Source organism: Gordonia rubripertincta, assembly GCF_038024875.1.
In the GTDB taxonomy this organism is placed as follows: Bacteria; Actinomycetota; Actinomycetes; order Mycobacteriales; family Mycobacteriaceae; genus Gordonia; species Gordonia rubripertincta.
Genome location: NZ_CP136136.1, coordinates 1,235,061 through 1,252,476 on the forward strand (window position 1 = coordinate 1,235,061; position 17,416 = coordinate 1,252,476).

Genomic DNA, 17,416 nt, shown 5'->3' on the forward strand with positions numbered 1-17,416 from the left:
CCTCGGGCGAGCTGTGCGGCCGGACAGTTCTCTGCGGTCGCCTTCCATCGGCAGGATTCAGATCAGCAGCCGAGATGTTGGATCGCGATCGGTGCGTAACCCCGACCCGCACGACATCCTGTGCGGGTGAAAGTAGTGCCGGAGCCAGCCGTTCAGCCCTAGACGCGCGAGGAGGCCTTAGGTGAGAACGGCAGCAGCCACCTGCGGGAAGGATTGATGACGTGCCGATCGCGCTGTCGTACCGGCAGCTCCACGGTGCGCATCGGGGACCGCTCGCCCTCCTCGACGGCAGCAGTACGGATGACGCGCAGGTTCACGCTGATGTCGGTGAGAGTGCCGTCGGGGCGCTTCTTCGTCAGCTCGATAACCGTTGTGCGGGCGATGTTCCCCGAGGCGCGGACGGGGCCGGAGATGCAGCTCTGCACCGTAGCGCGATCGAAGAGGATCAACTTCCCCGGCTGCGCGGTGTAGCGACGCCTGGCCACCGCCCACAGATCGGCGATCGCATGGTAGATCATGGTTGCCACGGCGAGGTCCTGGTCCGGGAGAGAGCCGGTCATGCTGATGTGGTGCTTCGGGCCGTCTTTGACGCCGGGAGCGGACGGGCCGTGCATGTAGATGAGCAGGCTGCCGTCGTGCAGGCGCACCTCGTCGCCGTCGGCACTCGTCAGGGTCATCGCGCCGGTGTCGACCCGAACGGTCGTCAGCCCGTGCTTCGCCGCGTTGTATAGGAACGACTCATCCAGGAACTGCGTCGCGCTGTATCCGAGCAGCAGCTTGATCCCGTCGACGCACGCTGTGAACTCCTCGTCGGTGGCCCGGATGGATGCGTCGCGCGGATCGGTGCCCCCGAGGAAGACCCGAGCGATGTCGGCCTCGTCGAACCCGCTCTCCAGGCTCTTGGCGACCTTGGCTTTGAACTCAGCGAAGTTTGTCGAGGAGGACATGCCCAGCCACGGGCAGTCCGGCTTCTCGACGTGGGCGTAGAACATGCGCAAGAACATCTCGGCGGCGTGGTGGAAGATCATCACCGCTTCAGTGGCGATGTAGCGTTCGCGCACGTCGTCGGTGGGCGGCCCTACCGGGTCGAAACCGAGCGATCCGATCTTGCGTGGCGTGGCCAGCATCGCCCCGACCTCCTCGGTCGGGAGCGTCATCAGCGAGAGCGACTCGATCCGCATCCTTAGAAACTCGGCCGGATCACCGCTGTAGAAGGTAGCGTTCAGTTCCGAGAACAGCTCAGGGGCCAGCGGCAGGGACTCCGTGGCGTCGCTGCTGGCCTTCTTCTTCCGGGAACGGCTTCTGCTGGACATTCAGTAATGATGCCCGCAACCAACGACATTCAAGACGGTGGTCCGATTTTGGGGCCGTCGGCATCGAAATGCGGCGCGATCTTGTCCGCGAGGTCGACGAGTCGGCCGGCCCGGGTACGGGCTGCGGTCCGGTTGAGGCAGCGTTGCGAGTCTTGGATGTGCTGGAGTACCACTGCGAGACGCCGTAGGTAGCCGACGCGGGACTGTGCCGATCCTGACCGGACCGCCGACCGCTTCGAGCTCCGCGAAGGCGAGCGGCCGGGTGTAGAAGCTCGAACATTCCCGATCTCGACTGTGGTGTCATTGACCCGTGGTACTGAGACCGTGCGAGACTCCTCGAGCTGCTGGCTGGATCGTGAACTCCCATGAGCCGTGGCAGGATCTAGCCGGGTTCGGCGCTCCGGGTTTCGAGACCTACGCACGATTGCGATTCATGCCTGATCCAGACGGCCAGGATTACGTCGATGATCCGAACGAACCCACTGACCAGGCTAAAGTCGGCCATCTGTGCGAGCTCTTGCGTACTGCCACCACGACACCGGACGATTGCTACTTTGCGATCTGGGAAGGCTGGCCGGATACCTCTGCGGTTATGCGGCAGAGCGCCCGAATGCGCATCCCCAACCGGTCCTACTACCTCCTACATGGCCCACTGTCAGACTTCGGCCAATGGGGTGTGCGAGAGACGGGGCACAACCCGGCAGCGTTCGTATGGCCGGCCGACCACGCGTGGTGCATCGCCTCCGACGTTGACGACCACTGGGCGATCGTCGGTGCGAATACTCAGACGATCACCGGCCTACTAACCCAAACAGACCTCGACATCGTCACTGCCGACGCCGACCGTGGCGCCCCCGACCAATACGCCGCACCCACTCGATACTTCACACGACCGCAGGCTTGTCCCTAACTGACTCACGCTGGTGTCTACGTCGGGGTGCAGACGGTCATCGACTGTTGCATCAGATGCATCATTGATTCATTCGATGCATCACGACGCAAAGGACAGCAGGTCAGCGAACCGCAGCCACCCGGCGATCGACGCAGCCTGGAGCCTCCGACGGCTCGCGGACACCAAGTGGGGCATCGCCGAGAGTCGTTGCCACGGAGTGATTGTCGTGATTGCGTCCATGCCGACGGATGGTGGACAGCGTGATGCATCAGATGCAATGTGCAGTGCTTGTGATGACATAACGTAAATTATCGGCGATGAACAAGGACGAGTGAAAACAGATGCGAGTCAGCACCTTTGGGTTCTGACCGTTCCCCCGATGCTAAGCAAAGATCACTACCCTGGGTTGGAGTGGCGCCACGTCAGTGGTTGCCGCCTGGCTCCCGAGTCCGTTGTCAGCTGGAACTCACACTGGGCGGGTTCTAGTCCGTAACGTACGGACTGAGCCTGTCTAGGCCCGCCCCCTGTTACTCGTCATACTTCAACACGTCTCGCTACCGGCTTGTGTTGTGCGCCATTGTATTACGTCACCAGTGACGAAACTGATCTTGGATCAAGTAGGTGCATCGGGACTCGCCTGGTGCCCTCATCCAACTGTTCAGCGAGTGAGTTCGATTTCACCGCGTTCGTATCCAAGCAGTCCCGCGATCGCGGATCGAGCGGTATCCGCGTAAAGCACGCTAAGAGGCTCCCCGAACAATTCCGTGTATAGCTGGTTTTCATCGGCGGGGGTGCTTGAACGGCGAGCGAATCTGACCTGGATGTCGGTTGGTTCTCCAACTGGCTCTGTGTAGGCGACGACGGCGGGTAGGGCCCGGTTTCCGGGATGCACGGCGACACGGAGGGCGTGTTGTGGTCTGTGCCCTCGCATGTTGCCGATCGTCAGCTGTTCGGAGAGTGTCCTGCCGAGCGATGTGTCGCGGAGATGGGCTGCGCGTACGGCTTGGGCGAGTTGGTCGGGCTCAAGCGCGATGCGGTAGCGGGGTTGATTTCGGTTGTATGTCCGTGCATAAGCCGAGAAGTCTTCAAGCAGATCGACCACCGGATCGTCCACCAAACCCTCGGGTTGTACACGCCGAGTTATGTGGTGAATGCGTTCGCCGGGGCGTAGAGCGAGGCGATGCTCTAGCTGGGCGAAACGGAAGGGGTGGTCACCTTGAAGTAGAGCGAGCTGCTCTGCGGTCAGAACGCTCACGCGGGAGGTGCCACGCAGTTCAACGAACCAGGAGTGACCGTCGGCGGCGGCGTGCGCCACTGCGTAACCACGGGGTTCGTCGAGCGCGTAGATCTCCTGTTCGAGGTCGCTAACCCTATTACGAAGGATGTCGACAAAGTCGGCTTTCCGTCGTGCGTACTCGCGTATGGGCAGCGCAGGGCCGGGGTTCCGCATCCACCTCTTTCCGTTATGCGTGGCCTCCACTTGGCGCCCCGTGGCGTAGTACACAGCTCGCAAGAGCCGCCACGAGGGGACCGTCGTCGATTGGTCCTCGAAGACACGGGTGGTTCTCACTCGACGCCCGTAGGATTCGGTATCGATATTCAAAGCCCCAGTTTTCGCGAGCTGTCGATCGGCATCGGTGTTGAAGATCGCGGACAGGCTGATGGGATGACCTCCGTAGTCGATCTGCACACCCATCATCGGGCAGACGGCTCCGGTCAATAGGTTGACGCGATAGAGGGGATGACTGTTCGCCAGCTCAACGAGCCTGACAGCGTCGGCTCGCCCGGGTTCGGTTATTACGAGTGTCGATTCGAGCCGAAGCGCTTCGTACTGCTCTCGCACGACGCGATCGGTGATATGCGGAATCACGGTTTTACCGAGGACGTCCTGAATACGGCCGTAGAGAACGATTCGAGACTCGGCATTGGGGTCGGCGTCAAGTGTGACGGCGACGGGGGGGTCTGTGTTCTCTACCCCGGTGGTTTCGACTGTCTCGATCAAGTCGCGTTCGAGGAGGGCTGGTAACGCGTCTAGGGCCTCACCGCGGTCGGCGCCAAAAACATTGTGGGCGTAGATGAGTGCTGGATCGGGCAGCGTCCATTTCGTTTGCATATCAGCTGGGCCCTGGGTGGTCTCGAGTTCTATGAGGGCTGCCATCACGGCGAGTTGCGATTGGTCCAGTTCAAGAATCTCGGCAAGGAGTGGTTGGTTGGTTTGGCTGGTGAGGGCGTATCGGGCTGTCCGCGCGATAGGGACCATCAATCCCGTCCAGTCTGCGCCTGGCGTGCGGTATTGCGAGAGCAGTGTCTGATAGGCGGGTTCGCCGATCTCGGCGCGTTCAGCGTCGCTGAGGATGGTGTTCCATAGGTGCGCTCTACGTGCTTGATGAAACCAGAGCCGCCCGTCGCGATTGATACTCAGGATGCTCTCGCGTTCGAGCGAGCTGCGCATAACACCCCATTGCGTTGCAGGGATGGCGAGGTAGCCGAGGATGGCCTCTTCCGCAGGCGGCAGTTCGAAGACCGACAATTGGCGTGCGGCAACCTGGGCGTCTGGAGTAAGGCGGGCGAGGGCGTGATCGAGCGACAGTACAAATGCGGTCGGGGGTGTGTAATCGTCGAGTGTGCCCCCGCTACGGAGTTGACCGATCAGGCCCTCAACGATGAGCGGGAAGCCGTTGCTAAGGAATAGGACTCGGTCTGTATTTGTAGTGTCGACACCCCCGCGAGCAAGCATGTCGTTGACCCCGTCTCTGTCGAGGCCACCGACAACCACTTCGCGGCAGCCAGCTTCACGTAGCCGAGAGAGGCCGTCGCGGGGGTGGTGCGCAGCGGAGGACCATGCGAGAACAAATCTCGCCCGGGTCGGTGGTTCGAGAGAGAGGGTCGCGAGGGCCCGTTGATCGTTATCGGGTAGTCGTTGGCATTCGTCGATGGCTACGGTCAGCTCACAACCGAGCGCGGTTGCGACTTCATCGCACGCTCTAGCTAAGAACTTGACCATGTTCTGGTCACTGCGAGTCTTCAGGTCGCGGCGCATATCAGCGGTGGGGTCCTGCCGGAGGCCCTTCACGAATGCGGTGAGGCCTTCGCCGGCGTGTTCACCCAGCCGCGCTTTGACCTGCGCCGACAGTTCTTGGGCGACGGCTTTGGCCAGGCTCTTTCCGGTCTCAATAGCCATTTCCCTACTGGCGTTTTCGAGTCGTATCTGGATATGCCGCCACATGGTCGCGTCGACCGTTGAGGCACTGAGTGCGGAGGCAAGGGCCTTGAGCACTGCAACCTGGAGTGCACCACCGTCCCAAGTACACGTGACTGGCGGTGGGGCGACGGTCGAGTCTCGAGATTGTGCGCTCTGATACGCATGGAGAAGAGCTGTCTTGCCAGTGCCGGTGTCACCGGTGATGACCACAACTGGACTGGTCAGCGCCAAAAGGCGTTGGAGTTCCGAGCGCCGCATCACCACAGTATGCGTTTCCCACCACTCGCTGGCGGTGTAGCTGGCCCAGGCCTGTCGGCGTTGCGTACGGCTAGCCCCCGTAGCATCGGGACCATGTCCTTTGTGAACAAGCTCATAGGCTTCACGGGTAAGCAGGGTCGTTCGGGCGGTCAGCGCGATATGCCGAACGGCAACAGCCCTGAAGGTGTGGACTTCTCAACTCTCGACAACTGCCCGTACTGCCTCGACTCGTTGCAGGGCTGGTGGTGTGTCTCCTGTGATGTGGAGTTCGTCCTCGAGGACGACAGCCTTATTGAGCGTCTGCTGTCGGCGCAAGGGCCCCGAGTGGAGCGTCGGTGCACGGGCTGTGATAGCCCCATGAAGCCCGGAAGCGAGTTCACCGCTGCGTGGGAAGACGGTGATAACGCCGATGCATACCTCACTTGCCCAGGTTGCGGCTACCAGAACCCTTTTTAGTACGGAAACTAGAACATCTTCGTGTGCCCCGTCTCCGCTACCGGGATCTCCCCGCTGCCCATCGATGCAGGGGTAGGTGAGTCGTAAACGACGACACGCTGGCCCGGGTGCTCTCGCTGTTCCGCCACGGCTCCACTGCAACTGGCGTGTCCCCCGTAAACCGGTCCGGTTGGTTTTAGAGTCCTGATTGCCCTGTTGAGGGCAGAGAAGGGACGATGAGGATCATGGCAGGACGCAAGCGCCACTCGGCAGAGGACATTGTGCGCAAGTTGCGCCGGGCTGACGAGTTGGCGGCGCAGGGCAAGACCGGCGAGGAGATCGCCGCCGACCTCGAGGTGTCGGCAGCCACCTTGTACAACTGGCGCCGCCAGTACGGCGGCATGGACGGTGACGCGGCCAAGGAGCTCAAGGAGCTGCGTGAGCAGAACGGCCGGCTCAAGCGCCTGCTCGCCGATGCCGAGTTGGAGAAGGACGCGCTACGGGAGATCGCCAAGGGAAAATTCTGAGCCCAACCGCCAAACGCGCCGCCATCGACATGCTCAAAGACGTGATGAACATGTCAGAACGCAAGGCGTGCAGGGTAGTTGGGCTTGCTCGTTCAGCGTATCGTCAACTGCCGCAAGCGCACACCCCGGCTGACCCGGATGCTGGCCTGCGCCAGCAGCTACGAACCTACGCCCGTCAGAATTCTCGCCACGGGTTCCGTCGGGCGTGGGCCTGGCTGCGTTTCGACGAAGGCGACACCGTGAACAAGAAGAAGGTCCACCGGCTGTGGAAGGAAGAAGGATTGCAGGTGCGCCGGGCGCCGCGGCGTAAACGGGCCGGCCAGTCGTCGGTGCCGATTGCCACCGCGGACGCACCGAAAGTGGTGTGGGCATTGGACTTTCAGTTCGACTCGACCGTGGATGGCAAGAAGGTCAAGATCGCATCGATGGTCGATGAACACACCCGGATGTCGCTGCTCAACATTGTGGATCGCTCGATCGCCGCCGACCGGTTGATCGAGGAGTTGAAGAAGACCTTCGCGATCTGGGGTGGCCCACCGAAGGTGCTGCGCATGGACAACGGCCCTGAGTTCATCTCTGAGGCCCTCCAGACGTTCTGTGCAGGGTCGGTGGGGATTTCCTACATTCCGCCCGGCACACCGTGGAACAACGGGTTCATCGAGTCGTTCAACAACCGGTTGCGCGACGAGTGTTTGAACCGCAACTGCTGGCCCACCCTGTTGGAGGCCCGCGTGGTCATCGAAGACTTCAAAGACGACCACAACCACCGACACCGCCACTCAGCGCTGGGCTACAAGACCCCGGCCGAGTACGCTGCCCGATGCACCCACCAGCACCACCCCGTGGGCTGCGAGATCGACTGACCGACCGCAAGTAAGAACTGGCTCTAGGACCGACTGGACCGGTTATCGGGGACCTGCCAGTCGGTCTGGTGCATCCGCGTCCGCCCCGGTCATCGCAAGAAGGGGATCTCACATGCTCTCCTCCATGGCGCGGTCGAGTTCGCCCGGTCGAACGGGGCGCCGGCCATCGAGGGGTACCCGGTCGACAACCGAGGCGAGAAGGTCGATCTCACCATGGCGTATGTCGGTACCCGCGGGTTGTTCGAGAAGGGCGGCTTCACAAAGGTTGCCGACACCGATTCGGTGCTGAACGGATTCCCGCGGGTCTTGATGCGCAAGCCGTTGGGGTGAGGGTGGTTTCGACACGGCTCGTCGCAGGCTCCCCGCCTACTCAACCGGCAGAGATGAGCTCGGGCAGCTCGCAGTTCGGGACGTGGATCCAGCCCTCGCGCAACGCGACCGGCCGGTCGTCCGCGGACGGTGGCGTCGTGAAGCCCAGCTCCGCAGCGCGGGCGATCAGCGCGGTGACGACGGCGTCGAATGCGTCGTCATCGCTGCGCATCTGGCTGTGTTGATCACCGAGCTCCAGCCACGGCGCGGCCGTACGTAGCGCATCGACGAGTTCGGTCAGCACAGTGCGGTTGGCAGCGCGCTTGTAACCGCGCGAGGTGAGCCCCCAACGCCGCAGCGCCCCGGCGGGATATGCCTCGACGGCCCAGCCCTCGACACGATTCCCGACGCTCAGGTCGGCGAGGAGACCCGCGCAGCGGAAGGCGACGTGGGCGATCTGATCGGCGGACACGCTGAGCGGTCGACCGAGTCCGGCTTCGATGATCCAGAGGTCGGTTCGACGCAGCGCGAGGGGGCGTCGATTCGCTATGTCGTCGAGCTTGCGGCCGGCACTCAGATGTTCACGGTGATGTGCGACAAGGAATTCCACGAAGCCATCGGGCCAGCCGAAGGGTGAGTCGATGCCGATGCGCGTCGCTCCGTCGACGAGGCGTCGGATCTCGGCGTCGTCGGCTCCGACGACCAGTTCCACCAGCTCGGCCCGGTCGTCGAACCAGTCGAGGACCGCGACCGCGGTCTTGGCCGGCGATGCGGACAGGTCGACACCGACCGTCCGCATCGCCGGGGTCACGATCAGAAGTTGCCGTCGAGGAATTCCGCATAGGCGGGCAGATCGAGCTGGCCGTGGCCGGACAGGCCGATGACCACGACCTCTTCCTTGTCACTGTCGGCGACGTGGGCAGCACAGGCCGCGATCGCGTGAGTGGACTCCGGGGCCGGGACGATGCCCTGCGCCCGGGCGAACTGCACGCCCGCGGCGAAGGCGTCGTGCTGCGTGATGGCGACGCCCTCGACCAGTCCGAGCTCCACGGTGTGGCTCAGCGCCGGCGCCATGCCGTGGTAGCGCAGACCACCGGCATGGATCGGGTCCGGAACGAAATCCATTCCGAGCGTGTGCATCTTGAGCAGCGGGGTGAGGCCTGCGACGTCCCCGTGGTCGTAGCGGTACTCGCCCTGCGTGATCGACGGGCAGGCAGCGGGCTCGGCGGCGACCACGCGCGGGTTCGACCGTCCGTGCAGCTTCTCCCGGAGGAACGGGAACGAGAGACCGGCGAGATTCGAACCGCCTCCGGCGCAACCGAAGACGACGTCCGCGCCGCCGGCCTCGACGGCGTTGAGCTGCTCGACGGCCTCCTGGCCGATGACGCTCTGATGCAGCACGACGTGGTTGAGCACGCTGCCCAGGGCGTAGCGGGTGTCGGGGTCGGAGGCGGCCACCTCGACCGCCTCGCTGACGGCCATGCCGAGGCTGCCGGTGGTGTTCGGATCCTTGGCGAGCATCGCGCGACCCGATTCGGTGAGGTCCGACGGGCTCGGGTGGATGGTGCCGCCGTAGGTGCGGATCAGGAAGCCGCGGTACGGCTTCGAGCTGTACGAGGCGCGGACCTGCCACACCTCTACGTCGATCCCGAACTGCGCGCCGGCGAAGGCGAGTGCGCTGCCCCACTGGCCGGCGCCGGTCTCGGTCGTCAGCTTGGTGACGCCGTCGATGCTGTTGTAGTAGGCCTGTGCGACAGCGGAATTGGTCTTGTGGCTGCCGACCGGGCTGACACCCTCGTACTTGACGTAGATGCGCGCCTTGGTGTTGAGCGCCTCCTCGAACCGGCGGGCACGGATCAGCGGCGACGGACGCCACATCTTGTAGATCTCGCGGACCGGCTCGGGGATCTCGATGTAGGTCGCGCTGGAGACCTCCTGCGCGATGAGCCCGCTGGGGAACAGTGCGGCCAGGTCCTCGGGGCCCACCGGCTCCTTGGTGCCCGGGTGCAGGTGCGGGGGAATCGGTGTCTCGAGCTCGGCGGCGAGGTTGTACCAGTGCGTCGGCACACCGACCGTCACCAGATCGGGATTGGTGGCGTCTACTTGCGTCGTCATGGGTTGACACTCTAGTGCGCGAGGTCGGCGGCGTACCCCGCCCGCGGCATTATCTGGTCACGATTTGGGGCGCCGATATTCCTGGCGGGGTCGGCCGGTGGTTCCATACTGCAGCGACATCCGCAGTCGACCGGCGGCGACGAGATTGGCCAGATGCCGACGAGCCGTCGGTACGGCGATCCCGACCGCCCGCGACACGTCGTCGGCGAACAGCGCGGTGTCGGGATCGACGAAGAGGTCGAGGATGCGTTGCTCCGTCGGCGACCCGGATTCCGACCGCTCCACCGCGCGGGTGCCGAAGCGCAGGGCGGACAGCGCGGCGTCGACCGCATGCTGGTCGACGTTCTCGCCGCTGAGGACGCGCCGGTACTGCGCGTAGCCGGCGAGACGACGAGCGAGGTCGGCGTCGTCGAAGGGCTTGATCAGGTAGGCCAGCGCACCGGCGCGCATCGCGGTCCGGACGGCGGCCGCGTCGGTCTCGGCGCCGACGATGAAACAGTCGCAGTCGAGTTCGGCGACCAGGTCGATGCCGGATCCGTCCGGGAGGTAGACGTCGAGGAGTGCGAGGTCGATGTCGGGATGATCGATGAATGCCCGGCGCGCCTCGGCGACACTGCCGACTCGTGCCCGGACGCTGAAGCCGCGCACGGCGTCGACGATCGTCGAATGCAGTGCGGCAACCCGGAAATCGTCGTCGACGATGAGGACCCCCAGATCCTCACTCATTGCTGCTCACTCCCTCGGCGGACTCCACGGGCGCGATGACGCCCGGAAGCCGGGCGACGAAGAGTGCGCCAGGCGGATCATGCTCCGGTGTCGGCGACCGTTCGCCACCGGGGTCGGCAACCCACAGGTCTCCCCCGATCCGGCGCGCGACCTGTCGGGCGAGGGCCAGCCCCATTCCCCGGCCGCCGGGCACGTGGTCGCCCGGTTTGGTGGTGGTTCCTTCGGCGAAGACCTCGTCGGGGTCGTCGAAGGAGATGCCCGGACCGGAATCGCCGACCGATACGAACAGGGTGTCGCCGTCGGCGATCACCTCGACCTCGACGATCCCATCGGCCTGCCCGCTTGCTGCCTCGAGTGCATTGTCGATGAGGTTGCCGACGACGGTGGTCGCGACGACGGGTTCGGTGAGTGTGCCTTGCAGCCAGGTCTGGTCACCGAGGCGGAGCGTCACGCGGCGTTCGCGCGCGTGGGCGGCTTTCGCGTCGAGGAAGGCATGGAGGTGTGGTTCGCGGACGTTGTCGAGTCCGTCGAGCATGGCCCCGTCGGGGCCGGTCCCGGACAGTTCTTCGAGGTAGGCGAGCGCTTCGTCCGCGTGACCGTGTCGAAGTAGTCCGGCGAGGACATGCATGCGGTTCGCGGTTTCGTGCCGCTGCGCGCGGAGGGCGGCGCCCATCGATCGGATCGAGTCGACCTCGCGGCTGAGGGCCTCGACGTCGGTGCGGTCGATGACCGAGAGGACCATGCCGAGGTCGCGACCGTCGGCGTGCACCCGGTGGGAGCTGACGAGGACGACGCGGTCGCCGACCGTGGCGGCGAGGGGTTCGTCGGTGGGTGAGTCCAGGACTGCGGCGACACGCGGGGTGAGGCCGAGGTCGGCGGCCGCGGTACCCGCAGGGGGGTCGATGTCGAGGAGCGCGCGGGCCTTGTCGTTGACGACCCGGACGATCCCGTCGGCGTCGACGGCCAGCACGCCGTCGGCCATCGCGTGCAGGACAGCACCCTGTTCGCGGACGAGCTCGGCGAGTTCGTCGGATTCCAGGCCGAGGGTGAGCTTGCGCCAGCGCCGGGCCAGCATGACCGAACCGAGCGCGCCTATGCCCAGTGCGGTCAGCGCGAGGAGCGTCGTGGCGACGATGTCACTCCGGGTCTCTCTGGCCAGCCGTTCCGTCGAGACGCCGACGCTGACGAAGCCCACGATGCGACCGCCGGGGTCGAAGATCGGGACCTTCGCCCGGACCGACTCGCCGAGCGTGCCACGATCGGTCGCGACGTCGTCGGAACCGGCCAGCGCCTTCGACGGGTCGGTCGACACCGGTTTGGCCAGTTCCGCGACCTCGGGGTGGGCGAGGCGAATTCCCTGATCGTTGCCGATGACGACGAACAATGCGCCGGTCCGAGCCCGGACCGCGGCCGCCTGGCGTTGCAGCGGGCCGTCGACGAGCTCGCCCGCGTCGACGCCTCGACCCTGTTGGGCGGCCACCGCCACGCGGACGTCGGTGTCGGCAGCCACCGACCGGGCGATGGCGAGGGCTCGCTGGGCGTACTCGTCGCGGACACGGTCGTCGGCCCCGGCGATGACGAGACCGAACCCGACCGCGAGGCTGACCGCGAGGACAGCGAGCTGCAACAGCAGCACCTGCGTCCGTAAACGCATGACGTCAGCCTAGTGGCGGCGCTGATTCCAGCGCCGCCACCGACATCGATCCGCTCAGAACGGGATGGCTCCGACGAGCACGCCCGCACCGAGCATGACCAGGGAGACCACCGTGGCCCGCCACAGAACCTTCTTGTGATGGTCGGCGAGGGTGACTCCCGCCAGCGCGACGAGAAGCAGGATCGCCGGGACCAGCGGACTCTGCATGTGGACCGTCTGACCGGTGATGGACGCGCGGGCCATCTCGGTGGGGTCGATGCCGTAGCGGGTCGCGGTCTCGGACAGGACCGGCAGCACGCCGTAGTAGAAGGCGTCGTTGCTCATCAGGAAGGTGAACGGGATCGACAGGACGCCGATGACGATGGCCATGTGCGGCCCCATCCAGGCGGGGATGCCGTCGGAGAGCCAGTGGGCGATGGCATCGACCATGCCGGTGCCGTTGAAGACGCCGGTCAGCACCGCGGCGGCGAGCACCATGGCGACCACCGACACGATGCTCGAGCTGTGCCGGGTGATGGCCGCCTGCTGCTGCCTGACGTGCGGGAAGTTGACGGCGAGGGCGATGCCGGCGAAGACCATGAACAGCACGGGGATGGCGAGGATGTCGGCGCCGAGGATCGCCAGCAACGCGACGGTGAGTCCGGCGTTGACCCATAACAGCTTGGGGCGCAGGGTATCCCGATTGGGGTCGAGGATGCTGGAGAACGACTGGTCGCGATCGCGGGTCTCGTCGTCGTCGGAACCCGTTGTCGTCGAATCGATCTCCGACGAACCGCCGGTAGTGCGCCGCGGCGGCGTCGGCGGAATCGTGGAGCCGGTGCCTGCGGCGCCCAGCACCTCTTCACGCGGAGCCAGCAGCGATTCCTTCATCTCGAGGGTGCCGATGCGTCGGCGTTCGAGGACTCCGAGGTGGTAGGCGAAGAGAAGTACGACGACCAGCGCGGCGGCGAGTGCAGGGATCATCGGGACGAAGACGTCGTTGGTGTCGATGTTGAGCGCACTCGCGGCGCGGGCGGTGGGGCCACCCCACGGGAGGATGTTCATGGTGCCGTTGGCGAGACCGGCGACAACGGTCAGAACAACCGGGCTCACACCGAGTTTCACGTACAACGGCAGCAGCGCGGCGGTGGTGATGATGAAGGTCGTCGAACCGTCACCGTCGAGCGAGACGACCATCGCGAGGACGGCGGTCCCGACGACGAGCCGGGCCGGGTCGTCGCGCACGGCGCGGATGACCAACCGGACCACCGGGTCGAAGAGGCCGACGTCGATCATGATCCCGAAGAAGATGATCGCGAAGAACAGCATCGCCGCAGTGGGTGCGAGATCCTTGATGCCGTCGGTGATCATGTCGCTGATGTCGAGGCCGGCACCCGCGAACAGGCCGAACGCGACCGGGACGAGGATCAGCGCCACCACGGGCGTGGCCCGTTTGGTGATGATCAGGACCATGAAGGTGGCCACCATTCCGAGGCCGAGTGCTACCAACATTGTCTAGCTCGATTCTGATGTGGATGTGAGGACGACCACATTTCGGTGGCCACATCAGAAGTGTTGGGGCAGAAGTCGACACAGTCACGCTTGAGCGCATAAGTATCGTTTTGCGCTTTTCGCTCCCCTTCGATTCGTCGAGAACCCGGGGACATAGCGCGCATTGTCGCTACGCAATCCCTAGTCGGGGAGCATCGGTGCGTCGTCGCCGTGATGATGGCCGATCAGCACGGCACGTGTGACGGAGTCCCGGCCGAACCGGTCGCGCAACAGGTCCATCGTGGCGTCGAGCTGCTCGGCATGGTCCGTGTCGAACGGGAGCGTCAGCTGGATGTTGTCGTGGTCGTCGAGGTTGGTCAGCGACAACCCGACCAGGGTGCAGCCGCGCTCGCGGATGATCGGCATGGCATCGGCGAGGAGCCCTCGCGCGGACGCCATGATGAGGTCGGTGCGATCGGTCGCCTCGAGAAGGGTGCGCGAGCGGGTCGCACGGGTGAAGTCGTCGAAGCGGAGTCGGAGAATGACTGTGCGACAGACCCGTTCGGCGGTGCGTAGTCGCTTTCCCAGACGTTCGACGATCGCCACGATGGTCGCCTCGAGGTCGGCCTCGGACTTGGGTCGACGCCCGAGCGCACGTTGGGAACCGATCGACGACCGTCGCTTGCCGGTTTCGACGCGGCGCGGATCCTGAGCGAGCGAGAGCGCGAAGAGGTGGCGTCCCGCCCCCGATCCGACGACCGCGCTCAGCGACCGCTCACCCATCTCAGCGAGCTGACCCACCGTCTCGACCCCCGCGTCGTGCAGCTTGGCCTCCGTCACCGGCCCGACGCCCCACAACCGACGCACCGGCAGCGGATGGAGAAAGGCGAGTTCGGTGCCGGGTGAGACGATCAGCAGACCGTCGGGCTTGCCGACGGCACTGGCCACCTTCGCCAGGAACTTGCTGCGCGCGCCGCCCACGGTGATGGGCAGCCCGACCTCGTCGCGCACGCGCGTCCGGATCGTCGAGGCGATGTCGTGCGGGGTTCCGCTGATCCGCCCCAGACCACCGACGTCGAGGAACGCCTCGTCGACCGAGATCCCTTCGACGATGGGAGTGGTGTCGTGGAAGATGTCGAAGACGTCGCGGCTGGCCTCCATGTAGGCGTCGAACCGGGGACGGACCACCACGGCGTCCGGACAGAGGGCCCGCGCCTCGTGTCCGGGCATGGGTGACCGCACTCCCCTGGCCTTGGCCTCGTAGCTGGCGGCGAGCACGACCCCGCCGCCGACCAGCACCGGGCGTCCACACAGGGATGGGTCGTCGCGCTGCTCCACCGATGCGTAGAAGGAGTCGAGATCGGCGTGCAGGATCGTCGCCTCCTGCCGTTCCCGCCGCTCGATCCGCATAGAACATATGTTCGCATACGTGTCCGACAACCCGGCCCTCGCTGCGACGACACTCGGACGGGCCACCTCAGGTCGGTTCGGACTCCTCGATCTCGTCGAGCACGCAGTCGCGGATGGCCTTCAGATCCATCTCGTACCTCACTCCGCCCGAGTTCTCGTACTCGACGAGTCGCGCGGCGGCCCGATCGTGGAGGCGTCGGGCACCGACAGCATTTCCGCGTCGATGATGCGTCAGCGCCACGCAGAGCTGGGCAAGCCCCTGCCACAGGGGACGTTCCTCGACCGGGCAGGACTTCCATCGCGTCTCGAACACCTCGTGCGCGGAGAACGGCCGGCCGTCCTCGAGCAGCCGCCGCGCGAATGCGATCGTCTCGTGCGGTGGCAACGGCTCCTCGGGCACCGGCTCGACGCCCGTCGCACCGTACGGCAGCGGGCGACCGAGTTCGTCACGCGGCCGAGCCTGTCGGGCGCGACCGCCGGTATCCCGATCTCGGTCTTTTCCCATGGCCACATCTCCATCGCGTCGATCTCCGATTCGTGCTGTCCTTCGACTCTGACAGACGCCCTGGGCAGGTGCCGGACGCGGCAGGGGGTGCTTACATCACGACCCCCCTCGACCGTCATCCTGATGAGGTGATGACCCCCACCTCGAACACCGTCGACGGAGTGCTGCGCCGCGCTGCCGCGAGATTCCCCGACCGCGTCGCCCTACACTTCGGCGACGACACCCTCACCTACCGCGAGCTCGACGACGCCGTGACGCGCGCCGCCGCGCACCTCCTCTCCCTCGGCCTGGCCAAGGGAGATCGCGTGGCCGGTTACGGCACCAACTCACACGCCTACGTGATCGGCTACCTCGCCGCAGCGCGTGCCGGGCTCGTCCACGTGCCGATCAACTACGCTCTGCGCGCCGGTGAACTGAGCTACCTGCTCGAGCAGTCCTGCGCCCGGGCCGTTCTCGTCGACCCTGCTCTCGCCGAGAACCTCGACGCCGTCATCGACGTCGTGCCGGCCGAGTTCGTGCTCCCCCTGCGCGACGCCGATGACTCGTTGTTCGCCGTCGCGACCTCGGGTGACGTTCCCGCGCTGGATGTATCGGTGGAGGACACCGACCTGGTGCAGTTCCTCTACACCTCGGGCACCACGTCGAAACCCAAGGGCGCCATGATGACCCACCGCGCGCTGATCCACGAGTACACCTCGTCGATCATCGCGCTGGATCTCGACGCCGATGACAATCCGCTCATCTGCATGCCGCTGTACCACTCGGCGGGCATGCACGTCTTCATGGTTCCGTACCTCGCCGTCGGCGCCACGGTCCGGCTGATGCCGGCACCCGACATCCCGGAGATCCTGCGTCTCGTCGAGGAGTACAAGATCGGTTCGCTGTTCCTGGCACCGACGGTCTGGGTGCCGCTGGCCGCGCACCCCGACCTCGAGACCCGCGACCTGTCGTCGCTGCGGAAGGCGCAGTACGGCGCGTCGATCATGCCGGTCACCGTCCTGCAGCGCCTCCGCGAGCGTTACCCCGACCTCGGCTTCTACAACTGCTTCGGCCAGTCCGAGATCGGCCCGCTGGCAACGGTTCTCCGCCCCGAGGAGCACGACGCCCGACCCGCCTCGTGCGGCCGTCCGGTGTTCTTCGTCGAGACCCGCGTCGTCGACGCCGACGGCAACGACGTGCCGGTCGGTGAACCCGGCGAGATCCTGTATCGCTCGCCGCAGCTGTGCCAGGGCTACTGGGACAACCCGACCGCCACCGAAGAGGCCTTCCGCGACGGCTGGTTCCACTCCGGCGACCTCGTCACCCGCGACGAGGAGGGTTACGTCACCGTCGTCGACCGCATCAAGGACGTCATCAACACCGGCGGCATCCTCGTCGCCTCGCGTGAGGTCGAGGATGCGATCTACACCCACGACGCGGTGGCCGAGGTCGCCGTCATCGGCACCCCGGACGACAAGTGGATCGAGGCGATCACCGCGGTCGTCGTCCGGCGCGCCGAGGCCGTCGTCACCGAGGCCGAGCTGATCGACCACGTCAAGCAGCGGCTCGCGCCGTTCAAGGTCCCGAAGTTGGTGAAGTTCGTGGAGGAACTGCCGCGCAACCAGAGCGGGAAGCTGCTCAAGCGCGAATTGCGCGCCTAGAATCATCCGCTGTTCACCGAGATCAGGTTGCGTTTCGGCTCTCTCGCCGGGGTCAAACGCAACCTGATCTCGTCCGGCGACCACTACCGTGGACCAC

The 17,416-nt window shown here is 65.3% G+C and carries 13 protein-coding genes and 1 pseudogene; 5 read left to right on the forward strand and 9 right to left on the reverse strand.

Annotation, left to right across the window (positions count from 1 at the left end):
- Positions 1-158 precede the first annotated feature (158 nt).
- Positions 159-1,313 carry a hypothetical protein gene (locus tag RVF83_RS05575; protein ID WP_005195368.1) on the reverse strand — a complete coding sequence of 385 codons (1,155 nt, stop codon included), beginning with the start codon at positions 1,311-1,313 and terminating at the stop codon, positions 159-161.
- Between the two features lie 433 nt (positions 1,314-1,746).
- On the opposite strand from RVF83_RS05575, the gene RVF83_RS05580 reads away from it, so the two are divergent.
- Positions 1,747-2,223, forward strand: a complete 477-nt coding sequence (locus RVF83_RS05580) for a hypothetical protein (RefSeq protein ID WP_247602434.1) — start codon at positions 1,747-1,749, stop codon at positions 2,221-2,223.
- Between the two features lie 640 nt (positions 2,224-2,863).
- Here the strand turns inward: RVF83_RS05580 and RVF83_RS05585 are convergent.
- Positions 2,864-5,665 carry an ATP-binding protein gene (locus tag RVF83_RS05585; RefSeq protein ID WP_005195371.1) on the reverse strand — a complete coding sequence of 934 codons (2,802 nt, stop codon included), beginning with the start codon at positions 5,663-5,665 and terminating at the stop codon, positions 2,864-2,866.
- A gap of 93 nt (positions 5,666-5,758) precedes the next feature.
- On the opposite strand from RVF83_RS05585, the gene RVF83_RS05590 reads away from it, so the two are divergent.
- From RVF83_RS05590 to RVF83_RS05600, 3 genes and pseudogenes are all read left to right on the forward strand, one after another.
- Positions 5,759-6,121 carry a hypothetical protein gene (locus tag RVF83_RS05590; RefSeq protein WP_005195373.1) on the forward strand — a complete coding sequence of 121 codons (363 nt, stop codon included), beginning with the start codon at positions 5,759-5,761 and terminating at the stop codon, positions 6,119-6,121.
- 224 nt (positions 6,122-6,345) lie between these two features.
- Positions 6,346-7,490, forward strand: a protein-coding gene (locus RVF83_RS05595) for an IS3 family transposase (protein ID WP_119033501.1) whose coding sequence is annotated in 2 segments (ribosomal slippage) — positions 6,346-6,613 and positions 6,613-7,490 — 1,146 coding nt in all. Because the reading frame shifts where the segments join, the coding sequence is not laid out codon by codon here.
- 60 nt (positions 7,491-7,550) lie between these two features.
- Positions 7,551-7,820: pseudogene (locus RVF83_RS05600) on the forward strand (GNAT family N-acetyltransferase); the annotation flags it as partial.
- Positions 7,821-7,860: 40 nt separating this feature from the next.
- Here the strand turns inward: RVF83_RS05600 and RVF83_RS05605 are convergent.
- From RVF83_RS05605 to RVF83_RS05635, 7 genes are all read right to left on the reverse strand, one after another.
- Positions 7,861-8,598 (reverse strand): DUF429 domain-containing protein, encoded by a 738-nt coding sequence (locus tag RVF83_RS05605; protein WP_039880308.1) that lies wholly within the window; start codon positions 8,596-8,598, stop codon positions 7,861-7,863.
- A 14-nt stretch (positions 8,599-8,612) separates the two neighbouring features.
- Positions 8,613-9,914, reverse strand: coding sequence for a TrpB-like pyridoxal phosphate-dependent enzyme (locus RVF83_RS05610; RefSeq protein WP_005197711.1), 1,302 nt, complete (start codon positions 9,912-9,914; stop codon positions 8,613-8,615).
- 57 nt (positions 9,915-9,971) lie between these two features.
- The gene (locus RVF83_RS05615; protein ID WP_005197709.1) at positions 9,972-10,640 is read right to left on the reverse strand and encodes a response regulator; all 669 of its coding nucleotides are present in this window, start codon (positions 10,638-10,640) and stop codon (positions 9,972-9,974) included.
- Positions 10,633-12,294, reverse strand: a complete 1,662-nt coding sequence (locus RVF83_RS05620) for a sensor histidine kinase (protein ID WP_005197707.1) — start codon at positions 12,292-12,294, stop codon at positions 10,633-10,635. The genes RVF83_RS05615 and RVF83_RS05620 overlap by 8 nt, the downstream gene beginning before the upstream one ends.
- 54 nt (positions 12,295-12,348) lie before the next feature.
- Positions 12,349-13,785 (reverse strand): CitMHS family transporter, encoded by a 1,437-nt coding sequence (locus RVF83_RS05625; protein ID WP_005197706.1) that lies wholly within the window; start codon positions 13,783-13,785, stop codon positions 12,349-12,351.
- A gap of 180 nt (positions 13,786-13,965) precedes the next feature.
- Positions 13,966-15,174 carry a DNA polymerase IV gene (gene dinB / locus RVF83_RS05630; protein WP_005197704.1) on the reverse strand — a complete coding sequence of 403 codons (1,209 nt, stop codon included), beginning with the start codon at positions 15,172-15,174 and terminating at the stop codon, positions 13,966-13,968.
- A gap of 67 nt (positions 15,175-15,241) precedes the next feature.
- Entirely contained in the window at positions 15,242-15,679 is a 438-nt protein-coding gene (locus RVF83_RS05635; RefSeq protein WP_005197702.1) for a DUF309 domain-containing protein, read from the reverse strand.
- Positions 15,680-15,810: 131 nt separating this feature from the next.
- On the opposite strand from RVF83_RS05635, the gene RVF83_RS05640 reads away from it, so the two are divergent.
- Complete coding sequence (locus RVF83_RS05640) at positions 15,811-17,319, forward strand: acyl-CoA synthetase (RefSeq protein WP_005197700.1); 1,509 nt, start codon at positions 15,811-15,813, stop codon at positions 17,317-17,319.
- Positions 17,320-17,416 lie beyond the last annotated feature (97 nt).

What these genes read in the sequence shown, in the direction of transcription:
- RVF83_RS05615 (WP_005197709.1), bottom strand. Translation starts at nt 10,640, where the DNA reads ATGAGTGAGGATCTGGGGGTCCTCATCGTCGACGACGATTTCCGGGTT.
- RVF83_RS05620 (WP_005197707.1), bottom strand. Translation starts at nt 12,294, where the DNA reads ATGCGTTTACGGACGCAGGTGCTGCTGTTGCAGCTCGCTGTCCTCGCG.
- RVF83_RS05640 (WP_005197700.1), top strand. Translation starts at nt 15,811, where the DNA reads ATGACCCCCACCTCGAACACCGTCGACGGAGTGCTGCGCCGCGCTGCC.
- RVF83_RS05575 (WP_005195368.1), bottom strand. Translation starts at nt 1,313, where the DNA reads ATGTCCAGCAGAAGCCGTTCCCGGAAGAAGAAGGCCAGCAGCGACGCC.
- RVF83_RS05580 (WP_247602434.1), top strand. Translation starts at nt 1,747, where the DNA reads ATGCCTGATCCAGACGGCCAGGATTACGTCGATGATCCGAACGAACCC.
- RVF83_RS05625 (WP_005197706.1), bottom strand. Translation starts at nt 13,785, where the DNA reads ATGTTGGTAGCACTCGGCCTCGGAATGGTGGCCACCTTCATGGTCCTG.
- RVF83_RS05635 (WP_005197702.1), bottom strand. Translation starts at nt 15,679, where the DNA reads ATGGGAAAAGACCGAGATCGGGATACCGGCGGTCGCGCCCGACAGGCT.
- dinB (WP_005197704.1), bottom strand. Translation starts at nt 15,174, where the DNA reads ATGCGGATCGAGCGGCGGGAACGGCAGGAGGCGACGATCCTGCACGCC.
- RVF83_RS05590 (WP_005195373.1), top strand. Translation starts at nt 5,759, where the DNA reads ATGTCCTTTGTGAACAAGCTCATAGGCTTCACGGGTAAGCAGGGTCGT.
- RVF83_RS05610 (WP_005197711.1), bottom strand. Translation starts at nt 9,914, where the DNA reads ATGACGACGCAAGTAGACGCCACCAATCCCGATCTGGTGACGGTCGGT.
- RVF83_RS05605 (WP_039880308.1), bottom strand. Translation starts at nt 8,598, where the DNA reads ATGCGGACGGTCGGTGTCGACCTGTCCGCATCGCCGGCCAAGACCGCG.
- RVF83_RS05585 (WP_005195371.1), bottom strand. Translation starts at nt 5,665, where the DNA reads ATGCGGCGCTCGGAACTCCAACGCCTTTTGGCGCTGACCAGTCCAGTT.